This window comes from Streptomyces sp. NPDC001663 (assembly GCF_042893105.1).
Lineage (GTDB): Bacteria > Actinomycetota > Actinomycetes > Streptomycetales > Streptomycetaceae > Streptomyces.
This window is the reverse complement of record NZ_JBIAUR010000002.1, coordinates 609,965-625,044: the sequence shown is the minus strand read 5'-3', so window position 1 is coordinate 625,044 and position 15,080 is coordinate 609,965. Positions and strand designations below refer to the sequence as shown.

At 69.7% G+C, this 15,080-nt stretch carries 15 protein-coding genes; 5 read left to right on the top strand and 10 right to left on the bottom strand.

The window, feature by feature from the left end; genetic code table 11:
* The first annotated feature begins 27 nt into the window (after positions 1 to 27).
* A complete protein-coding gene (locus tag ACFY1L_RS09150) occupies positions 28 to 231 on the top strand; it encodes a PspC domain-containing protein (RefSeq protein ID WP_266520687.1) in 204 nt (67 codons plus the stop codon).
* A gap of 75 nt (positions 232 to 306) precedes the next feature.
* Here the strand turns inward: ACFY1L_RS09150 and ACFY1L_RS09145 are convergent, their stop codons facing one another.
* Together ACFY1L_RS09145 and ACFY1L_RS09140 are read right to left on the bottom strand one after the other, a co-directional pair.
* Positions 307 to 651: an ATP-binding protein gene (locus ACFY1L_RS09145; RefSeq protein WP_388820407.1), complete on the bottom strand. Its 345-nt coding sequence runs from the start codon at positions 649 to 651 to the stop codon at positions 307 to 309.
* Positions 652 to 789: 138 nt separating this feature from the next.
* Positions 790 to 1,953, bottom strand: a complete 1,164-nt coding sequence (locus ACFY1L_RS09140; protein ID WP_388820404.1) for an adenosine deaminase — start codon at positions 1,951 to 1,953, stop codon at positions 790 to 792.
* A 113-nt stretch (positions 1,954 to 2,066) separates the two neighbouring features.
* Between ACFY1L_RS09140 and ACFY1L_RS09135 the strand changes: the two genes are divergently transcribed.
* The gene (locus ACFY1L_RS09135) at positions 2,067 to 2,828 is read left to right on the top strand and encodes an alpha/beta hydrolase (protein WP_388820401.1); all 762 of its coding nucleotides are present in this window, start codon (positions 2,067 to 2,069) and stop codon (positions 2,826 to 2,828) included.
* A gap of 87 nt (positions 2,829 to 2,915) precedes the next feature.
* Here ACFY1L_RS09135 and ACFY1L_RS09130 read toward each other — a convergent pair whose 3' ends face one another.
* Positions 2,916 to 3,878: a LysR substrate-binding domain-containing protein gene (locus ACFY1L_RS09130; RefSeq protein WP_388820398.1), complete on the bottom strand. Its 963-nt coding sequence runs from the start codon at positions 3,876 to 3,878 to the stop codon at positions 2,916 to 2,918.
* A gap of 63 nt (positions 3,879 to 3,941) precedes the next feature.
* On the opposite strand from ACFY1L_RS09130, the gene ACFY1L_RS09125 reads away from it, so the two are divergent.
* Complete coding sequence (locus ACFY1L_RS09125) at positions 3,942 to 5,222, top strand: MFS transporter (RefSeq protein WP_388820396.1); 1,281 nt, start codon at positions 3,942 to 3,944, stop codon at positions 5,220 to 5,222.
* Positions 5,223 to 5,397: 175 nt separating this feature from the next.
* Positions 5,398 to 6,420 carry a sigma-70 family RNA polymerase sigma factor gene (locus ACFY1L_RS09120; RefSeq protein WP_388820394.1) on the top strand — a complete coding sequence of 341 codons (1,023 nt, stop codon included), beginning with the start codon at positions 5,398 to 5,400 and terminating at the stop codon, positions 6,418 to 6,420.
* Here ACFY1L_RS09120 and ACFY1L_RS09115 read toward each other — a convergent pair.
* A complete protein-coding gene (locus ACFY1L_RS09115) occupies positions 6,304 to 6,693 on the bottom strand; it encodes an STAS domain-containing protein (RefSeq protein WP_388820391.1) in 390 nt (129 codons plus the stop codon). The genes ACFY1L_RS09120 and ACFY1L_RS09115 overlap by 117 nt on opposite strands.
* Before the next feature lie 147 nt (positions 6,694 to 6,840).
* Here ACFY1L_RS09115 and ACFY1L_RS09110 point away from each other — a divergent pair, with 147 nt between their 5' ends.
* The gene (locus tag ACFY1L_RS09110) at positions 6,841 to 7,761 is read left to right on the top strand and encodes an AEC family transporter (RefSeq protein ID WP_388820389.1); all 921 of its coding nucleotides are present in this window, start codon (positions 6,841 to 6,843) and stop codon (positions 7,759 to 7,761) included.
* Between the two features lie 103 nt (positions 7,762 to 7,864).
* On the opposite strand, the gene ACFY1L_RS09105 is transcribed toward ACFY1L_RS09110, so the two are convergent.
* The 6 genes from ACFY1L_RS09105 to ACFY1L_RS09080 form a co-directional block, all read right to left on the bottom strand.
* The gene (locus ACFY1L_RS09105) at positions 7,865 to 9,142 is read right to left on the bottom strand and encodes a thymidine phosphorylase (protein WP_388821159.1); all 1,278 of its coding nucleotides are present in this window, start codon (positions 9,140 to 9,142) and stop codon (positions 7,865 to 7,867) included.
* Between the two features lie 91 nt (positions 9,143 to 9,233).
* Positions 9,234 to 9,635: a cytidine deaminase gene (locus ACFY1L_RS09100; RefSeq protein WP_388820386.1), complete on the bottom strand. Its 402-nt coding sequence runs from the start codon at positions 9,633 to 9,635 to the stop codon at positions 9,234 to 9,236.
* Positions 9,632 to 10,918 (bottom strand): ABC transporter permease, encoded by a 1,287-nt coding sequence (locus ACFY1L_RS09095; protein WP_388820383.1) that lies wholly within the window; start codon positions 10,916 to 10,918, stop codon positions 9,632 to 9,634. Before ACFY1L_RS09095 ends, ACFY1L_RS09100 begins: the two co-directional genes overlap by 4 nt.
* Positions 10,918 to 12,045 (bottom strand): ABC transporter permease, encoded by a 1,128-nt coding sequence (locus ACFY1L_RS09090; RefSeq protein ID WP_388820380.1) that lies wholly within the window; start codon positions 12,043 to 12,045, stop codon positions 10,918 to 10,920. The genes ACFY1L_RS09095 and ACFY1L_RS09090 overlap by 1 nt, the downstream gene beginning before the upstream one ends.
* Positions 12,042 to 13,535, bottom strand: a complete 1,494-nt coding sequence (locus ACFY1L_RS09085) for an ABC transporter ATP-binding protein (protein ID WP_388820377.1) — start codon at positions 13,533 to 13,535, stop codon at positions 12,042 to 12,044. The genes ACFY1L_RS09090 and ACFY1L_RS09085 overlap by 4 nt, the downstream gene beginning before the upstream one ends.
* Positions 13,536 to 13,770: 235 nt before the next feature.
* Positions 13,771 to 14,829 (bottom strand): BMP family protein, encoded by a 1,059-nt coding sequence (locus ACFY1L_RS09080; protein WP_388820374.1) that lies wholly within the window; start codon positions 14,827 to 14,829, stop codon positions 13,771 to 13,773.
* Positions 14,830 to 15,080: the final 251 nt, after the last annotated feature.

Here is a 15,080-nt window from a genome sequence, read left to right as displayed (position 1 = left end):
CACCCGACGCTCACGAAGGAGCCGCACATGTCCGCCCTTGCCCGCCCCACCAACGGCCGCATGATCGGCGGAGTGTGCGCAGCGCTGGCGCGGCGCTTCGGCACCTCCGCGACCACGATGCGGGTGATCTTCCTGCTCTCCTGCCTGCTGCCGGGCCCGCAGTTCCTGCTCTACATAGCGCTGTGGATCCTGCTGCCCTCCGAGGACAAGGCCGCGCGCACCGCCTGGTGATCGCCTGCACAGATACGCCGAAGGGGCGCACCCCGTGTCCAAGGGGTGCGCCCCATCGGCGCGTTCAGGGGCGGGTCAGCCGACCGGCGAACCGTTCACCTGGGGCAGGCCGGGCTGCATGGGCAGGCCGCCGAGCAGCCCGGAGACCGGCATGGTCGGACCGTCGGCGAGCGCCTTGCGGGCGGACGGCTGCACGGAGGCGAGCCCACGCTCGATCGCGGGCTTGCCCTGGTTCACCGCCTGACCGGCAGCCGGCATCGCCTGAGTGAGGCCCTCCGCCGGGAGCGTCCGGGTGACCGTGTCCAGCGTGCCGGTTGCGTCCGGGACCGCCGGGGCCGCGTTCGCGGCGCCCGCGCCCGTGGCGGCGAAGGCGGCACCGAGCGCGGCGACACCGAGGGTCTTGGCAGCAGACTGCTTCATGAAATGCGTCCTCGAAAATGGGTTACGGGGATGTGAGCGGTACACGACCGTAAACATGCGAACCCACCCGCGGCAAACATCGAAATGCGGACGGGTTGTGAATACCCGTCCGCATTCCATGCACCCCAATTCTCCGAATCAGTCCTCCGAGGCCACAGAACCGCTGGTGGAGGCGGTCTGCTGGAACAGCCATTCGGACTTCAGCTCGGCATATCCGGGCTTGACCACGTCATTGATCATCGCCAGTCGTTCATCGAAAGGAATGAACGCTGATTTCATCGCATTGACGGAGAACCACTGCATGTCGTCGAGCGTGTAACCGAATGCGCCGACAAGGTGCTCGAATTCCCGGCTCATACTCGTGCCGGACATGAGACGGTTGTCCGTATTCACCGTCGCACGGAAGTGCAGTCGACGCAGCAGCCCGATCGGGTGTTCGGCGTACGAGGACGCCGCGCCGGTCTGCAGGTTGGAGCTCGGGCACAGCTCCAGCGGAATGCGCTTGTCCCGTACGTACGAGGCGAGCCGCCCGAGCTTCACCGTGCCGTCGGCGTGCACCTGGATGTCGTCGATGATGCGCACGCCGTGTCCGAGCCGGTCGGCGCCGCACCACTGCAGGGCCTGCCAGATGGAGGGCAGCCCGAAGGCCTCGCCGGCGTGGATGGTGAAGTGGTTGTTCTCGCGCTTCAGATACTCGAAGGCGTCGAGGTGCCGGGTGGGCGGGTAACCGGCCTCCGCGCCCGCGATGTCGAAGCCGACCACCCCCAAGTCCCGGTACCGGTTGGCGAGTTCGGCGATCTCCAGGGCGCGGGCCGCGTGCCGCATGGCGGTGAGCAGGGCGCCCACGCGGATGCGGTGGCCGTTCTCCCTGGCGAGCCGCTCCCCTTCCCGGAAGCCCTCGTTGACGGCCTCGACGACCTCCTCGAGGGTCAGGCCCTTCTCGAGGTGCTGCTCGGGGGCGTACCGGACCTCGGCGTAGACGACACCGTCCGCGGCGAGGTCCTCGGCGCACTCGCGGGCGACCCGGACGAGCGCGTCCCGGGTCTGCATGACTCCGACGGTGTGGGAGAAGGTCTCCAAGTACCGCTCCAGCGAACCGGAGTCGGCGGCCTCCCGGAACCAGATGCCGAGCTTGTCGGGGTCGGTCTCGGGGAGGCGGGGGTAGCCCGTGTCACGGGCTAGTTCGACGATCGTCCCCGGGCGGAGGCCGCCGTCGAGGTGGTCGTGCAGCAGAACCTTGGGCGCCCGGCGGATCTGATCCGAGCTCGGGGTGTTCCCCAGCGGGGCAGTCTGGCTCGTCATTTCCGCACTCTAACTCCTACGCGCGTAGATCGCGCGTTGTACAACTCCGTCGATACGTAACGGTGACCGCAAGTAGGGGTGGCGTACACCGACGCTTCTGACACTGTTCTGTCATGGCACACCAAGCGACGCCGGTTCGACGGGCCCGGCTGGGGAGGGCACTCGGCCCGGAGCCGACGGCGGTGAGCGGAGTGGTGCTGCTGCTCCCCGGCGGTGACGAGGAGTCGGCCCGCAGACCGTCCCCCATGCTGGCGACCGCATCCGTACGGGCGTTGGGCCGCCGCCTGGCCCGCGCCGGCCGTGACGAGGGGCTGGCCACACACGTCGTCCACTACCGCTACCGGGGCTGGAACGGCGCCGAGGCGCACCTCGCGCGCGATGCGTCCTGGGCCGCCGACGAGGCCGTACGGCTGTACGGGGACGTGCCCGTCTGTCTCGCCGGGCTCGACATGGGCGGGCGGGCCGCGCTGCACGCGGGCGGGCACGAGGCCGTCAACTCCGTGCTGGCGATCGCTCCTTGGCTGCCGGAGGAGGACGTGGCGGCTTCGCCGGAACCGGTGAAACAGCTGGCGGGGCGGCGGGTGCTCATCGTCCACGGAACGAATGACGAGCGGACCGATCCGGAGTTGTCGTTTCGGCTGGCGGCCCGGGCGAAGAAGGCGAACCGGGACGTGTGCCGGTTCGAAGTCCATGCGGACGGGCACGGGTTGCATCAGTACCGGGGCGAAGTCCATGCGCTGGCCGAGGACTTCGTGATGGGGGCGTTGTTCGGGCGGTCCTTTTCGCGGCCTGTTGAGGATGCGCTGGCGGCTCCGCCTCCTTTGGGGTTGCGGATGCCGTTGGCTGCGGGGTTCGGTAAGTCGTTGCGTCGGTAGCGCCGTTGAGGTGTGGATCGTCGTCGGTCTGCGGGTTGTGTGTGGTTGCTCGCGCAGTTCCCCGCGCCCCTGAAAAGCCGCTGCCGTTCACGTAGGCAGCAGGTTGCCCCTTCTTGCGAGCAGGAACCTCTTGAAGGCGGCCACCGGGGGTGTGTCCGGGTGGCCGTCGAGCCATGCCACGCCGATTTCTCTTGCCGCTCTCGGGGCTGTGACGGTGAGTTCCACAACTCCCGGGCGGGGGAAGGCCGGTGGCGGGAGGAGTGCGACTCCGAGGCCGGCCGCGACCAGGCCCCGTAGGGTTTCCGCCTCCTCTCCCTCGAAGGCGATTCGGGGCCGGAAGCCGGCCTCCTGGCAGAGGTCGTCCGTGATGCGGCGCAGGCCGTAGCCGGGTTCCAGGGTGACGAAGGTTTCGTCGGCTGCTTCCGCGAGGCGGATGCGGCGGCGGGTGGCGAGGCGGTGGTCGGCGGGGACGACCAGGCGGAGTTTCTGTTCGTCCAGGCGGCGGGCCACGAGGTCGGGGGCGTCGGGGACCGGGGAGGTGAGGCAGAGGTCGAGTTCGCCTGCGCGGAGTTTCTCCAGCATCGCCTCGCCGTAGTTCTGGACGAGGCTGAAGCGGACGCGCGGGTGGTCGACGCGGAAGGCCTGGATGAGGCCGGGGACCGTTTCCGCGCCCATCGTGTGCAGGAAGCCGAAGGCGACCTTGCCGGTGGCCGGGTCGGCGTCGGCGCGGACCTCCTCGGCTGCACGCTCGATCTCGGCGAGGGCGCGTTCGACGTGGGTGAGGAAGGTGCGGCCGGCCGGGGTGAGGGAGACTGTGCGGCCGCGGCGGGCGAACAGGTCGACGCCCAGGTCCTGTTCGAGGCGGACCATGGCACGGGAGAGGGTCGACTGGGGGACCTGGAGTTCCTGCGCGGCCCGGGTGACGTGCTCGGTGCGGGCGACGCCGGCGAAGTGCGCGAGACGTGGGGCGAGCAGCCGCGCCATGTCCGCCATGTCTTCTGTGTCACTGGACGGTGACAGTCGAGGCTGTGAGCTGTGTTGATGCACCATGGGAACGATTATGGCGATTCCATGCATTGGACGGATGAGCGGGAGCGTACGTAGCTTCGAGGCATGTCTCCCGCCAGTACCGGGGCGTCCACCGTCGTGGGCGCCGTATCGTCCCTTTCCGCCTCCGACTCCGCCGCCGATTCGCGCCTGGCTCCCGGTGGGCCCGGCTATCGGCGGATGAGTCTCGCGCTCTTCCTCGCGGGGGTGGCGACCTTCGCGCTGCTGTACTCCACGCAGGCCCTGCTGCCGCTGATCTCCGGTGAGTTCGGGGTGGCGGCGAGCGAGGCGAGCTGGACGGTGGCGGCGGCGACCGGTGGGCTGGCGCTGTTCGTGCTGCCGATGAGCGCGCTGTCGGAGCGGTTCGGACGCCGCGCGGTGATGACCGGTTCGCTGGTGGTCGCGGTGGCCGTGGGGCTGTTGGTTCCTTTCGCGCCTTCGCTGGGCGTGCTGGTGGTGCTGCGCGGGCTGCAGGGTGCGGCGCTGGCCGGGCTGCCGGCCTCGGCGACGGCGTATCTGGCCGAGGAGGTCCGGCCGAAGGCGCTGGTCACGGCGATCGGGCTGTTCGTCGCGGGCAACAGTGTCGGCGGGATGAGCGGCCGGGTCATCACCGGTTGGGTCGCGCAGGAGTGGGGCTGGCGGGTCGCCGTCGGGGTGATCGGTGCGATCGCGGTGGCGTGTGCGGTGGCGTTCCGGCTGCTGCTGCCGGCGCCGAGGCACTTCGTCGCGGGATCGCTGCGGCCGCGGGTGCTCGCGCGGACTGTCCGCGACCACCTCTCCAACCCGCTGCTGTGCCGGCTGTACGCGATCGGCGCGCTGTTCATGACGGTGTTCGGCGGGGTCTACACGGTGATCGGCTACCGGCTGACGGAGGCGCCGTTCTCGCTCCCGCAGGGTGTCATCGGGTCGATCTTCCTGGTGTATCTGGTGGGTACGGTGTCGGCGTCCACGGCGGGGCGGCTGGTGGGTCGCCTGGGCCGCCGTGGGGCGCTGTACCTGGCGGGCGGTACGACGGCGACGGGGCTGGTGCTGTCCCTGGCCGGGTCTCTGGTGCCGGTGCTGCTGGGGCTGGTGCTGATCACGGCGGGCTTCTTCGCGGGGCATGCGGTTGCTTCGTCGGCGGTGAGCAAGACGGCCACGAGCGGGCGTGCGCAGGCTTCGGCGCTGTATCAGTCGGCGTACTACGTGGGGTCCAGCGCGGGCAGCACGGTCGGGGCGGTGGCCTTCCACGCCGGCGGTTGGGCCGGGACGGTGGGGGTCGGCCTGCTGGCGGTGCTGGGCGTCGTGACGATCACCGTCTTCGGAACGCGTGCGGCTCGGGCCCAGCAGCGGCTCCTGACGGCCTGAGCCGCACGTCCCCTCCCCCCTTCTTCCCCCTGGCCGAGGTCGGTCGGCCAGGGGGACTGCCCTTTCCACCTGGGTGTTCTTCTGCTCCGGGGGCCGTTGTCAGTGGGCTGCGCTAGCTTCGAACGTGCTGGGGCGCAAAGGCGCGACACAGAACGGCCACAGGGGTGGGTGGACGATGAGCGACGGTACGGCGACTACGACAGCGGATCTCGACGTCAGGCTGGAGAAGCACCGCGTCGAGCTGACCGGGTACTGCTACCGCATGCTCGGCTCCTCCTTCGAGGCCGAGGACGCGGTGCAGGACACGATGGTCCGCGCCTGGCGAAGTTACGAGAAGTTCGAGGGCCGCTCCAGTCTGCGGTCGTGGCTGTACCGGATCGCGACCAATGTGTGCCTGGACATGCTGACCGCCGGGAACAAACGCGCCCGGCCCATGGACCTCAGCGAGTCCACGCCCCTCGCCCAGGCCGCCCTCTCCCCCCGGCCCGACAACACCTGGCTCGAGCCGATGCCGGACGCCCGGGTGCTGCCGACCGTCGAGGACCCCGCGGAGGCCACCGTCGCCAAGGAGTCCGTGCGGCTCGCCTTCATGGCCGCGTTGCAGCAGCTGCCCGCCAAGCAGCGGGCGGTGCTGATCCTGCGCGAGGTGCTGGCCTGGAAGGCGAGCGAGGTCGCCGAACTGCTCGACACCTCGGTCGCGTCGGTCAACAGCGCACTGCAGCGGGCCCGGGCCACGCTCGCCGAGCGGGACGGTGAGAAGGCCGCCGGCGCCGCCGTCTCCGACCCCCTGGACCCGGAGCAGCAGAAGCTGCTCGACCGGTACGTCGCGGCCTTCGAGGGCTACGACATGACGGCGCTCACGGCCCTGCTGCACGAGGACGCCGTGATGACGATGCCGCCGTTCGACCTGTGGCTGACGGGCCACGACGACATCACCGGCTTCATGACGACGCTCGGCTCCGCCTGCGAGGGCTCACGGCTGATCCCGGTGCAGGTCAACGGACTACCGGGCTTCGCCCAGTACAAGCCGGACCCGGAGGAGGGCGGCTACACCCCGTGGGCGGTGCAGGTGCTGGAGATATCAGACGGGAGGCTCACCGGGTTCCACTTCTTCCTCGACACGAAGCGGTGGTTCCCGCTGTTCGGCCTGCCGCTCCACCTCGAAGCGGAGTCCGACCAGGTCGAGGAGGGCGTGTAGGGAGGGGGCCGGGTCGCGGAGACGGATGCGGCCTGCCGCCCGCCGGGCGGCCAGCTCCAGCCGCGCCAGCAGGTCCACGGCCCCGAGCCCCGGCGGCCCGATCGCGGCGACGTCCACCACCACGACCGCGGCCCCGGTGGACTCCAGCAGCGCGCGCACGTCCTCGCACAGCCCGGTCACCTCGTCACGGGTGACGGGGCCGGGCAGTACGAGTACGGCGGGTGTCCTGGCGGCGTCCACGAGCGGTAGACCGGGCGGACGGACGGAACTCATCGCGGCACACCCGACCACCGTGCGTGTCCGCGGACCGGGATCACATTGACCCGCTCCCCTCGTTCCCAAGAGGGTTGGGTGTATGCCCCAAGCATCAGCACCGCCCTGGATACCCGACGGCCTCCTCCACCCCGTCGAGGAGGCGCCGTGCAGGGGGTGCTGACGGGCTTCGCGGTCATCGCGGTCGTCATCGGCGTGGGCTATGTCATCGGACGGCAGGGGCACCTCGGCGAGCACGGCCGCGAGGTCCTGACCAAGCTGGCCTTCCATGTGGCCTCCCCGGCCCTCCTGTTCACGACGCTCGCGAAGGCCGACCTGTCGGTGATCTTCTCCAGCCGGCTCCTGGTGACGGCGATGAGCACGGCCGCCGCGGCCGGGGTCTTCGTGGCGGTAGGTGTCGTACGGGGCTGGGGCATCGGGCGCACCATCATCGGCGCCCTGTGCTCCAGTTACGTCAACTCGGGCAACCTCGGCATCCCGATCGCCGTGTACGTGCTGGGCGATGCCTCGCTGGTGGCGCCGGTGCTGCTGTTCCAGATCATCGCGCTGACCCCGATCGCCCTGACGATCCTCGACCTGTCCGGCAAGGGCGAGAAGGGCCCGCTGTGGCTGCGGCTGCTCACACCCCTGCGCAACCCGATCGCCGTCGGCTCCCTCGCCGGCGTCGCGGTCGCGGCGACGGGGCTGAAGGTGCCGGACCCGGTCATGGACCCGGTGACGCTCATCGGCAACATGTCGGTCCCGGCGGTCCTGCTGGCCTTCGGCATCTCGCTGTGCGGCAGCACGATGCCGGGGCGGGGTGCCGACAGGGGCCCGGTGTTCCTCTCGGTGGCCCTCAAGGCAGTGGGTCAGCCGGTGGCCGCCTGGGCGCTGGCGACGGGGGTGTTCGGCCTCCACGGTCACCAACTCCTCGACGTGGTGGTGACGTCGGCGCTGCCGGCGGCGCAGAACCTGTACACGTACGCGAGTCGGTATCGCGTGGCGGAGGGGTTGGCGCGGGACTCGATCCTGCTGTCGACGGTGCTGTCGGTGCCGGTGTTGGTCGTGGTGGCGGCTCTGCTCGGCTGACCCCGCCCGAGCCGCACGCCACCACGCCCGGGCCGCGGCCGACCCGCTCGAGCCGGAGGGGCCGGCCCCGAAGGACCGGCCCCTCGCAGAACGCGCGGCAACGTCAGGCGATGCGCTCCAGCACCACCGGCGACGCCGAGAACTCCGTGCCCGCCGCCCCGATGTCGTAGGAGCCCTCCACCGACTGCAGCGCGTACTCGAAGCGCTCCGGGGTGTCCGTGTGGAGGGTCAGCAGGGGCTGGCCCTCGGTCACCGTGTCGCCGGGCTTCGCGTGGAGCTCCACGCCCGCGCCCGCCTGCACCGGGTCCTCCTTGCGGGCGCGGCCCGCGCCCAGGCGCCAGGCGGCGACGCCGATGTCGTAGGCGTCGAGGCGGGTGAGGACACCGGTCGACGGGGCCTTGATGACGTGCTGCTCACGGGCCACCGGCAGCTCCGCGTCCGGGTCGCCGCCCTGGGCCGCGATCATGCGGCGCCAGACGTCCATCGCCGAGCCGTCGGCCAGGGCCTTCGCCGGGTCGGCGTCCTTCACGCCGGCCGCGTCGAGCATTTCGCGGGCCAGGGCGATGGTCAGTTCCACCACGTCCGAGGGGCCGCCGCCCGCCAGGACCTCCACCGACTCGCGGACCTCCAGGGCGTTGCCCGCCGTGAGGCCCAGGGGGGTGGACATGTCCGTGAGAAGCGCGACCGTCTTCACTCCGTGGTCCGTGCCGAGGCCCACCATCGTGGACGCCAACTCCCGTGCGTCCTCGATGGTCTTCATGAAGGCGCCCGTGCCCACCTTCACGTCCAGGACCAGCGAGCCGGTGCCCTCCGCGATCTTCTTCGACATGATCGAGGACGCGATCAGGGGGATCGCCTCGACCGTGCCGGTGACGTCGCGCAGGGCGTACAGCTTCTTGTCCGCGGGAGCCAGACCGTCGCCCGCCGCGCAGATCACCGCGCCGGTGCCGTCCAGTACGGAGAGCATCTCCTCGTTCGACAGCAGCGCGCGCCAGCCGGGGATCGACTCCAGCTTGTCCAGGGTGCCGCCGGTGTGGCCGAGGCCCCGGCCCGAGAGCTGGGGTACGGCCGCGCCGCAGGCCGCCACCAGGGGCGCCAGCGGGAGCGTGATCTTGTCGCCGACGCCGCCCGTCGAGTGCTTGTCGGCAGTCGGGCGGGACAGGGACGAGAAGTCCATGCGCTCGCCGGACGCGATCATCGCGGCGGTCCAGCGGGCGATCTCACGGCGGTTCATGCCGTTGAGGAGGATCGCCATGGCGAGTGCGGACATCTGCTCGTCGGCGACCTCCCCGCGGGTGTACGCGTCGATGACCCAGTCGATCTGCTCGTCGCTGAGCTCGCCGCGGTCCCGCTTGGTGCGGATGACGGAGATGGCGTCCATGGCCATGGCTTGCTTTCCTTCCGAAGGTTCCAGAAGTCGTACGGCCCCTCTGAGCCGGTCACTTGAACAACTCGGAGGGGCCGTACGGGAATTACTTGGTGAGGTGCTCCGGCCCGAAGGCCTGCGGGAGCATCTCCGACAGCGGCAGGATCCCCGCCGGGGTCTCCAGCAGCAGGTCGGGGCCCCCGAACTCGTACAGCAGCTGACGGCAGCGGCCGCACGGGACCAGGATCTCGCCCCGGCCGTCGACGCACGTGAAGTGCGTCAGGCGGCCGCCGCCCGTGCGCTGCAGCTCCGAGACCAGACCGCACTCGGCGCACAGGCCGAGGCCGTAGGAGGCGTTCTCGACGTTGCAGCCGGAGACCGTGCGGCCGTCGTCGACCAGGGCGGCGACCCCGACGGGGAAGTCCGAGTAGGGGGCGTACGCGTGCGACATGGCCTCGCGGGCCAGCTCGCGCAGCGCCTCCCAGTCGACGGCGGCCGGAGTGGTCACTTGCCCTGGCCCTTCCGGTAACGCATGCCGTCGGCCTTGGGCATCCGCAGGCGCTGCGCGGACAGCGACAGCACCAGCAGGGTGACGACGTACGGCGTCGCGCCCACGAAGTCGCTCGGGACCTCGTCGGTGACCAGGTACCAGACCAGGACACCCGCGCCCACCATGAGGCTGATTCCGCCCTGCCAGTGCGCCTTCCGGTACAGCTTCCAGCCGGCCAGGCCCACCAGGAGCACGACCAGCAGGAGCAGCAGCGCGTGGACGGTCTCGCCGCCGTTGCGCAGCTGCAGCGCGTCGGAGTAGCCGAACAGGCCCGCGCCCATCGCGAGGCCGCCGGGCCGCCAGTTGCCGAAGATCATGGCGGCGAGACCGATGTAGCCGCGTCCGCCGGTCTGGTTCTCCAGGTAGGTGTGCGAGGTGACCAGCGCGAGGAAGGCGCCGCCGAGGCCGGCGAGACCGCCGGAGACCGCCACGGCCACGTACTTGTACTTGTAGACGTTGACGCCGAGGGACTCCGCGGCGATCGGGTTCTCACCGCAGGAGCGCAGGCGCAGACCGAACGAGGTCCGCCACAGCAGCCACCAGCTGCCGACGAACAGCAGCGCGGCGAAGAGCGTCACCACGGACAGGTCGGTGACGAGACCGCCGAGGATGCCGGCGATGTCGGAGATCAGGAACCAGTGGTGGTTCTCGAGGGACTTCAGGCCGTCCGACAGACCCGGTACGTCGATGTTGGGCAGCGAGTCCACCGGCGGGGACTGCTTGGGGTTGCCGCCCGCGTCGGCCGCCTTGCCCTCGGAGAAGAAGATCTTGGCGAGGTACTGGGTGATGCCCAGCGCGAGCAGGTTGACCGCGACACCGGAGACGATGTGGTCGACACCGAAGGTGATGGTCGCGACCGCGTGCACCAGACCGCCGAGGACACCGAAGCCGATGCCGCACAGCAGGCCGAGCCACGGGTTGGACTGCCAGCCGATCCAGCCGGCGCCGAAGGTACCGAGGATCATCATGCCCTCGAGGCCGATGTTGACCACACCGGAGCGCTCCGACCACAGACCGGCGAGACCCGCGAGGCCGATCGGTACGGCGAGACCGAGCGCGGCGGAGACCTGGCCCTCGGAGGTGAGCTGGTCGGAGCCGGTGATGACGCGGACCGCGGCGACGAGCAGCAGCGCACCGGCGACGATCATGAGGATCTGGCCGATCGGACGGCCCGAGCGGCCGCGTTGGGTGTCCGCCTTGGGAGCCGCGGGGGGCGGCGTGTCGGTCATCGTGGCAGTCATCACGCCACCTCCTGCTTCTTGGTCGGGGCGGCGGCCTGGGCGGCGAGCTCGGCGCCGACCCGCTGCTGCTGGCGCCGGAGGCCGTAGCGGCGTACGAGCTCGTAGGCGATGACGACGCACAGGACGATGACGCCCTGGATGACGCCGAGGATCTCCTTGTCGTAGCCCTGGAACTCCAGGTGGTTGGTGGTGCGCTCCAGGAAGCCCCACAGGAGCGCGCCGAGCGCGATGCCGACGGGGTTGTTGCGGCCGAGCAGCGCGATGGCGATACCGGTGAAGCCGATGCCCGACGGGAAGTCGTTGCTGAACTGGTGGCTGTCGTTGAGCAGGGTCGGCATGCCGATCAGGCCGGCCACCGCGCCCGAGATGACCATGCTGGTGGCGATCATCTTCTTGACGGAGACACCGCTCGCGGTGGCCGCGCTCTCGGACTGGCCGACGGTGCGCAGGTCGAAGCCGAAGCGGGTGCGGCCGAGCACGAACCAGTACGCGACGCCGATGATCACGGCGATGACGATGAAGCCCCACAGCTCGCCCGCCGCGCCGGTGTTGATCTGGAAGAAGTACGAGGACTCCGGCAGCGGCTTGGTGGAGATGACCGTGCCGCCGCTCTGCAGCTCGGCGAGCTTCCCGGGCTGCAGCAGGTAGGCGATGATCGCGGTCGCGATCGAGTTCAGCATGATCGTCGAGATGACCTCGCTGACGCCTCGGGTCACCTTCAGGACACCCGCGATGGCCGCCCACAGGGCACCGGTCGCCATGGCGCACAGGATGATCAGCGGGATGGCGATCCAGCCGGGCACGGTCAGCGCGCCGCCGAGGACGGCGGCGAAGAACGCGGCGATGCGGTACTGGCCGTCGACGCCGATGTTGAACAGGTTCATCCGGAAGCCGATGGCCACCGAGACGCCCGCCAGGTAGTACGTCGTCGCCTTGTTCAGGATGTAGACCTGGCTGTCGCTCGCGGTGCCGTAGGTCACCATGTCGCTGAAGGCGCTGCCCGGGTTCTTGCCGGTGGCGAGGATGACCAGGGCGGTGACGACGAGGGCGGCGACGATCGCCAGCAGCGGCGCCGCGATGCCGAGGAGCAGCCGCTCCTTGTCAATGCGTTTGGTCAGCTTGTTCATCGGGCGTCGTCCTCTGTGTGCTCCAGGTGGCCGGTGGCCGCACCCGTCATGGCGGAGCCCAGCTCCTCGGGGGTGATGGTGGCGGGGTCGGCGTCGGCGACCAGACGGCCGCGGTACATCACCCGCAGGGTGTCGGAGAGCCCGATGAGCTCGTCCAGGTCGGCGGAGATCAGCAGCACGGCCAGGCCCTCGCGGCGGGCCTCGCGGATGTGGTCCCAGATCGCGGCCTGCGCACCGACGTCCACACCACGGGTGGGGTGGGCGGCGATGAGCAGCTTCGGCGAGTGGCTCATCTCCCGGCCGACGATCAGCTTCTGCTGGTTGCCGCCGGAGAGGGAGGCGGCGGTGACGTCGATGCCGGGAGTGCGGACGTCGTACGCCTGGATGATGCGCCGGGTGTCGCTGCGGGCGCCCTTGATGTCGAGCAGCTGGCCACGGGAGTTGGGCCGCTCCGTGACGTGGCCGAGCATGCGGTTCTCCCACAGCGGGGCCTCGAGCAGCAGGCCGTGGCGGTGGCGGTCCTCGGGGATGTAACCGACGCCCGCCTCGCGGCGGTCGCGGGTGGGGGCGTGGGAGATGTCGATGCCGTCGAGGGTGATGACACCCGCGTCGGGGTCGCGGATGCCCATGATCGCCTCGACCAGCTCGGACTGGCCGTTGCCCTCCACGCCGGCGATGCCGAGGACCTCGCCCTTGTGGATGGTGAAGGAGATCGCGTCGAGGATGATGCGCTCGATGCCGTCGAGGTCGGTCTGGCTCAGGTGCAGCTTGTCGACCTTGAGCAGCGGGACGTCCGTGACCGTCGACTCCTGGGTCTCCGGCGTGGGCAGTTCGCTGCCGACCATCAGCTCGGCGAGCTGCTTGGGGGTGGTGCCGGCCGGCTCGACCGTGCCGACGGTGGTGCCGCGGCGGATGACGGTGATCTCGTCGGCCACGGACAGGACTTCGCCCAGCTTGTGGGAGATGAAGATGACGGTGAGGCCCTCGGCCTTGAGCTCGCGCAGGTTGTCGAAGAGCGCGTCGACCTCCTGCGGCACGAGCACCGCGGTGGGCTCGTCGAGGATGAGGGTCTTGGCGCCGCGGTAGAGGACCTTGAGGATCTCCACCCGCTGGCGGTCGGCGACGCCCAGCTCCTCCAGCAGGACGTCGGGGCGGACGTTCAGGCCGTACGCGTCGGAGATCTCCTTGATCTTCGCGCGGGCCTTGGCGCCGATGCCGTACAGCTTCTCCGCGCCCAGGACGACGTTCTCCAGGACGGTGAGGTTGTCGGCGAGCATGAAGTGCTGGTGCACCATGCCGATGCCGCGGGCGATGGCGTCGGCGGGGTTGTGGAAGGTGACCGTCTCGCCGTTCACCGTGATGGTGCCCTCGTCCGGCTGCTGCATGCCGTAGAGGATCTTCATCAGGGTGGACTTGCCGGCGCCGTTCTCACCGCACAGGGCATGGACGGTGCCCGTACGGACGGTGATGTCGATGTCCTTGTTGGCCACGACACCGGGGAATCGCTTGGTGATGCCGCGCAGTTCGACGGCAGCGGGAGGGCTGGACGCGTTGATGGCGCACTCTCCTCGGGGAAAAGGGGCTGCGTAGGGGAGGGCAGGCGTCGGCGACGCTAGCGCGGCAACTCCATGCTACACGCGTAGAGTTGACACATTGTTATGGCTCGACGAGGGGGTTTGTCGAGCGCCCCCTCGCCGAGCCCGGGTTCCCGCGGGAACCGTCAGGTCAGCTGGTCTTGACCTTGACGGTGCCGTCGACGATCTTCTTCTTCGCGGCGTCCAGCTGGGTCTTGATGTCGTCGATGAAGCCACCGCTGGTGGCCAGGCCGACACCGCCCTTGGCGAGGGAGTAGATCTGGTTGCCGGTCAGCGGCTTGCCGTCGTGCACGGACTTGACGAAGTCGTAGACACCGACGTCGACGTTCTTGACCATCGAGGTCAGGATCGAGTTCTTGTACTTGGACAGACCCGGGATGTTGTACTGGTCCGAGTCCACGCCGATGGCCCAGGCGCCCTTGACGCCGGAGACGGCCTCGATCGAGCCGTTGCCGGAGGAGCCGGCCGCGGCGTAGATCACGTCGGCGCCGTTGTCGAGCTGGCCGGACGCGGCCTCCTTGCCCTTGTCGGGGCTGGCGAAGCCGGACAGGTCGGAGCCGTGGGTCAGGTACTGGACGTCGACCTTCACCTTGGGGTTGGTGTCCTTGACGCCCTGGACGTAGCCCGCCGCGAACTTCTTGATCAGCGGGGTGTCCACGCCGCCGATGAAGCCGACGTGGTCCTTCTTGGTCTTCAGCGCCGCGGCGACACCGGCCAGGTAGGAACCCTGCTCCTCGGTGAAGGTGATGCTGTCGACGTTCTTGGCGGTCGCGACCGAGTCGATGAGGCCGAAGCTGACCTTGGGGTACTTGGCGGCGACCTTGTCGACCGAGGTGGCGTAGGAGAAGCCGACGGCGACGATCGGGTTGTAGCCGGCGTCCGCCAGGTCGGTCAGGCGCTGTTCGCGGTCGGCCTCGGTGTCGGAGCTCTTGGCGGTCAGCTCCTTGATGGAACCGCCGAACTCCTTCTCGGCCTTGTCGGCACCGCGCGCGGCGGAGTCGTTGAAGGAACGGTCACCACGGCCGCCGACGTCGTAGGCGAGACCGATCTTGATGCCCTTGCCACCGCCGGCGGAGGCGGAGGAGGACGAGCTGTCCTTTTCGGACGAGGTGCTGCCACAGGCTGTGGCAGTCAGTGCAAGAGCTGCAGTGGCGATACACGCAGCGGAAAGCTTGGCTACCCGGCGCACGGGAGGCTCCTTCACCTGACCTGAGCGCCTTGTCGGCGCTTCATGTGAGCACCATGCCAGTGCTCGGGCCCGGACGCCCCTGCGGCGTCGGCTTCGCGGCATCGTAACGCGCGTAGATGTCAGAAAAAGACCTCTTCCAAAGCCGTTATCGATTCGAGGCAAACGGCGTCTGAACTCGGCGTCTGGAGCCTTCACACGCGCGGATTTCGAAGAGTGCACGATTGGCTTACGACCATGTTGCGCCGGACGGC

Coding starts and splice junctions, on each gene's coding strand:
- ACFY1L_RS09150 (WP_266520687.1), top strand. CDS start 28: ATGTCCGCCCTTGCCCGCCCCACCAACGGCCGCATGATCGGCGGAGTG.
- ACFY1L_RS09145 (WP_388820407.1), bottom strand. CDS start 651: ATGAAGCAGTCTGCTGCCAAGACCCTCGGTGTCGCCGCGCTCGGTGCC.
- ACFY1L_RS09140 (WP_388820404.1), bottom strand. CDS start 1,953: ATGACGAGCCAGACTGCCCCGCTGGGGAACACCCCGAGCTCGGATCAG.
- ACFY1L_RS09135 (WP_388820401.1), top strand. CDS start 2,067: ATGGCACACCAAGCGACGCCGGTTCGACGGGCCCGGCTGGGGAGGGCA.
- ACFY1L_RS09130 (WP_388820398.1), bottom strand. CDS start 3,878: ATGGTGCATCAACACAGCTCACAGCCTCGACTGTCACCGTCCAGTGAC.
- ACFY1L_RS09125 (WP_388820396.1), top strand. CDS start 3,942: ATGTCTCCCGCCAGTACCGGGGCGTCCACCGTCGTGGGCGCCGTATCG.
- ACFY1L_RS09120 (WP_388820394.1), top strand. CDS start 5,398: ATGAGCGACGGTACGGCGACTACGACAGCGGATCTCGACGTCAGGCTG.
- ACFY1L_RS09115 (WP_388820391.1), bottom strand. CDS start 6,693: ATGAGTTCCGTCCGTCCGCCCGGTCTACCGCTCGTGGACGCCGCCAGG.
- ACFY1L_RS09105 (WP_388821159.1), bottom strand. CDS start 9,142: ATGGACGCCATCTCCGTCATCCGCACCAAGCGGGACCGCGGCGAGCTC.
- ACFY1L_RS09095 (WP_388820383.1), bottom strand. CDS start 10,918: ATGACTGCCACGATGACCGACACGCCGCCCCCCGCGGCTCCCAAGGCG.
- ACFY1L_RS09090 (WP_388820380.1), bottom strand. CDS start 12,045: ATGAACAAGCTGACCAAACGCATTGACAAGGAGCGGCTGCTCCTCGGC.